Raw genomic sequence first — 3,765 nt, 5'->3', positions numbered from 1 at the left:
AATCATACGTATCGGACACCGCTGACGCGGTGTCCTTGTCCTCTTTGATTCGACAGCCACAGCTGAGCGGTATCAACAATCTCCTACACAAGAGCGCATAGTTTTCAACGTCGACTGCGTCCCAAACACCTTGCCAAAATTTGTTGCTTGCTGGGTTTTTCTGTCGGAAGGTCGATTTGACTGCGTCGATGTCGATTTCATTGTCTGTGCTTTCCGAGTCAATGTATGCTTCGTCAAGGGATTCCATAGCTGTTTGTGTGTTGAATTCGATTGTGACTCCGTTGAGTAAATCTGTTTTGGCTGGATCGGCATCTCAGATTCTGGTTGAATCGTTCTCATCTATCTGGGACCGGAGTGCCGCTGTATGCTGAGAGAAATCAGAAGTTAGCTTCTGTGGAGGTGGTTTTACACCCCGGAGTGCCGCTGTATGCAGAGTTTCGGACCTCGAAGTGCCGCCGTATAGATGGGCACCGGAGTGCCGCTGTATGACGACAGAAGCTGAGAGTTAACTTCTGTGGAGGTGGTTTTGCACCCCGGAGTGCCGCTGTATGCAGAGTTTCGGACCTCGGAGTGCCGCTGTATGAGAATGAGAGGGGGCGGAATATTGTTCCAGTCGAAGCAGGGGTTGGTGAGTCCCGACGGTATCGATGACTGATATTCACTCGTGGACATCATCGTCCCTGTTCTACAAGTCGGCACTCAACACCTTCCACGATACAATGTCGGGGTTGGCTACGATGCGGGACATTGATCCAGCGATTATCGGTTCATTGGACCGGGTTGGTGAATCACCTCACTCTGTCGTGAAGAAGAAACTCCACCCTATGTTGTTGAGACCATAGCTATAAACCTATGGAGGTGATAACATAGGGCGACGGATGGCATCCTACACCACCATCGAAGACTGGCAGGATGTCGAAGATGGCTACGTCGTTGATGTGACCATCCGGCAGACGGAGGATGAAAAGTACCCGTGCGGATGGGACTACAGCTTGCACCTCGGAGAAGTTGGCGGCGACACCGCCCTTCGATACGACAACGCCCACGAACGGACAAACGGTCACGAGCGCCACACTCGGGATGGTGTCGGAATTATCGACTTCCCCGGGATGCTGACGCTGTACGACCGTTTCATACGCGAGACCGAGGAGATGTCGTCCATCTCGTGGGACTGACCAGAGTAGGATGCCTCCAGGAGGAACACACTATGCCCACGCTCAAAGTCACCGTCGGTGAACGCGATCGCCTCAACCAGCACACGCGGGGCCGCATCAAAGCTGCCCAAGAGGGTGAAGATATTGACGACGCCCAGCCGGTACTGAACTTCGGATCGTATACAGAACTCAGTCGCCTGCTCAGCCCAAAAAATCTGGAACTGCTGCAGGCGATTTCCGAACACCAGCCTGACAGCATCCGTGAAGCTGCTGAGCTAGTTGAGCGAGATTACAAGCAGGTCCATCGGAACCTTTCCGAACTCGAAGACATCGGCGTCATCAAGTTCGAAGGCGGTGGATCGGGCCAGGCGAAGAAGCCAACGCTGGCCTACGACGGTCTCGAGATCGACATCCCATTTGCAGGGTCGAACGGGAGTGTCGGTACAGCGGCACCGTGAAAATCCCTCCCACTCGACCTGATCCGACTTGAACCACGTCCGCGAGTGAACGTCGGGATCAGCCCCAAAGTGAAAGGTTGATGACGTGGGGTGCTTGCGTGAGTTTCCATACGATTATGGAACTAAACCGGTTGATGCGCACACCTCAGGAAGACCTACTCGTCGTTGGGGCGCTCGTTGACTATAGTTGGAAACTCGATGACACCAATCCTGAACGCTCCTGTCGTGCATGGGTGTTAGCTCACGAGTTTGCTCGCCAGCACGGACTCACGATCGAGGACGCACTGCGGCAGTGTGAGCAAATAAGCAAATTCACCTCTGGTTAAGGATGAATTTCAACATTCGTGCTGAACACATGGAAAATAATCCATTTCAAAACGGAGTACACCACCCTCTGAAGATAACCACCATTTCCCATTTTTCCGATCATTTGGCCGAGGTCGCGTGAGATACTATACCATGCTAAATCCACTGGATTGGGATTTAATAGACCCAGGTTAGTATTCTCCATCTCTAAATCTACCAAGCCGGGTTTCAGTTGATTTAGGTCGATATCACACACCTCTGGATTTACACGCTGTTTCTACCAACCACTCGATAGATTGAGCGCGACGTGCTGAATTGATAGCGCACATCTTGCAACTATTGGTCCACGACCGCTGTCATCACCGATCGCTCGGCCTTCCGGAGTAGTTCGCCGGCTGTGCTATGAGAACAGCCGATAGTGTCGGCTACGTCTGCAACGGTTCCCTCCCGTGGAATTTTGTAGTATCCAACAGAAATAGCGGATGATATTGCTTCTCGTTGCCTGTTTGTGAGCAGTCCCGGTGATGACTCTGGTCTGTATTCCTGGACTGTTTCAATACGCACGGTTGTTTGTTTCTGGAGTTGACCATGGAGGTCATTCAGCGCACCCGAGATGCCGACTGCGTCGAACCTGACTGTCCCGTTGCCGTAGAATACGACTGGTGGTGGAAACGCAACCGCCGCGTCAGCGACTATATCCAGCGCCGCCTGCCGGAGTTCAAGCTGAGATTCCTCAATGAGCGCATATGTACCTGTCGTGTCCTCATGAAGCGACGCATCGACAACTGGGTTGACCCCGTCAAGTAACGCTTTGATCGTCGCTTGAGCTGCATCGAACCACGCAAGCGCGGTCCCATCAGGTGTCGGGCTCCAACACAACAGGTCTGCCCGCGTTGTCGCAGGCGTGTCGCCTACGGCCGCCTGTATTGGATGCACTGGTTCTGCGTATTCCGTCTGGAACGTGATTCGTTTCATAGCTGGTCTACTCACGGCTTGGATATTAACCACCGGATGTATCCGGGGATAAAATCAGGTCCGCGGCGACGGAACCGCAGCCAATGACCGACGAACCGACGGGAAGCACGACGATACGTGGCCGGACAGTTGCGTTCAACGAGTACGGCGACCCTGAGGGGGAACCGCTCGTGTTTCTCCACGGAACGCCCGGATCGCGGCTGCTCGGCGGATTGTTCGATGATACCGCACGACGAGCGGGCTGTCGGATCATCGCGCCTGATCGCCCAGGCTATGGTTGGTCAACGTCATGGCCGACACGGAAGTTAACCAATGCCGGGACCATTGTCGCGGGCATATTGGATGCATACGGAGTCGCTGACGCACGGCTTGTCGGCTTCTCCGGCGGTGGGCCGCACGCACTTGCGGCCGCTGCAACACGTTCAAACCGTGTCCGCGAGGTTCACATCGTCTCGGGGGCAACACCGCCAGGGATGGGAGAACCGGTCGCGACACAGCAACGGCTTGCTACGTTAGCTCGCCGAACACCACGGTTGCTTGGAGGGTTATTCCGCACGCAAGGTTGGATCGCAAATCGGTGGCCGAACACCGTCGTCTCACAGTTCACCACTGATCCCCAGGGGATCCCGGATACGGACGTTCATCTCGTTGCGAGTGATTTTATCGAGGCCGTTGATGGAGGGGCAAGCGGTGCTGTCGCGGAGTCTCGGATACTGGCCAATCCTTGGACGTTCGACCTCACCGATGTTGACGTCGCCACGAGGCTGTGGCACGGTCATCTGTTCTAGTTTAACGCACCGAGGCATCCAAGGACATCGGACTAGAATCATCAGTAACTAGGAATGTGAGAATCCGGTGGATAGTGTGACTTA

At 54.4% G+C, this 3,765-nt stretch carries 5 protein-coding genes; 3 read left to right on the top strand and 2 right to left on the bottom strand.

What is annotated here, in order from left to right:
• Positions 1 to 247, bottom strand: a 247-nt coding sequence (locus tag D8Y22_RS22675) for a hypothetical protein (protein WP_217350890.1), incomplete at its 3' end; no start/stop codon positions are given.
• A 631-nt stretch (positions 248 to 878) separates the two neighbouring features.
• On the opposite strand from D8Y22_RS22675, the gene D8Y22_RS14270 reads away from it, so the two are divergent.
• Positions 879 to 1,175 (top strand): toxin-antitoxin system TumE family protein, encoded by a 297-nt coding sequence (locus tag D8Y22_RS14270; protein WP_141465374.1) that lies wholly within the window; start codon positions 879 to 881, stop codon positions 1,173 to 1,175.
• 32 nt (positions 1,176 to 1,207) lie between these two features.
• Positions 1,208 to 1,612, top strand: coding sequence for an HVO_A0114 family putative DNA-binding protein (locus D8Y22_RS14265; RefSeq protein WP_141465373.1), 405 nt, complete (start codon positions 1,208 to 1,210; stop codon positions 1,610 to 1,612).
• A 642-nt stretch (positions 1,613 to 2,254) separates the two neighbouring features.
• On the opposite strand, the gene D8Y22_RS14255 is transcribed toward D8Y22_RS14265, so the two are convergent.
• Positions 2,255 to 2,893, bottom strand: coding sequence for a helix-turn-helix domain-containing protein (locus tag D8Y22_RS14255; protein ID WP_141465372.1), 639 nt, complete (start codon positions 2,891 to 2,893; stop codon positions 2,255 to 2,257).
• Positions 2,894 to 2,976: 83 nt separating this feature from the next.
• Between D8Y22_RS14255 and D8Y22_RS23385 the strand changes: the two genes are divergently transcribed.
• Entirely contained in the window at positions 2,977 to 3,681 is a 705-nt protein-coding gene (locus D8Y22_RS23385) for an alpha/beta fold hydrolase (protein WP_141465371.1), read from the top strand.
• Positions 3,682 to 3,765 lie beyond the last annotated feature (84 nt).

Origin of the sequence: Salinadaptatus halalkaliphilus (genome assembly GCF_006543045.1) — an archaeon.
Taxonomy (GTDB): domain Archaea; phylum Halobacteriota; class Halobacteria; order Halobacteriales; family Natrialbaceae; genus Salinadaptatus; species Salinadaptatus halalkaliphilus.
The sequence above is the reverse complement of the archived record's forward strand: the minus strand, read 5'-3'. Positions and strand labels throughout refer to the sequence as shown.

Bases quoted from the DNA above. Each gene is read 5' to 3' on its own strand.
- D8Y22_RS14270 (WP_141465374.1), top strand. From the start codon at position 879: ATGGCATCCTACACCACCATCGAAGACTGGCAGGATGTCGAAGATGGC.
- D8Y22_RS23385 (WP_141465371.1), top strand. From the start codon at position 2,977: ATGACCGACGAACCGACGGGAAGCACGACGATACGTGGCCGGACAGTT.
- D8Y22_RS14265 (WP_141465373.1), top strand. From the start codon at position 1,208: ATGCCCACGCTCAAAGTCACCGTCGGTGAACGCGATCGCCTCAACCAG.
- D8Y22_RS14255 (WP_141465372.1), bottom strand. From the start codon at position 2,893: ATGAAACGAATCACGTTCCAGACGGAATACGCAGAACCAGTGCATCCA.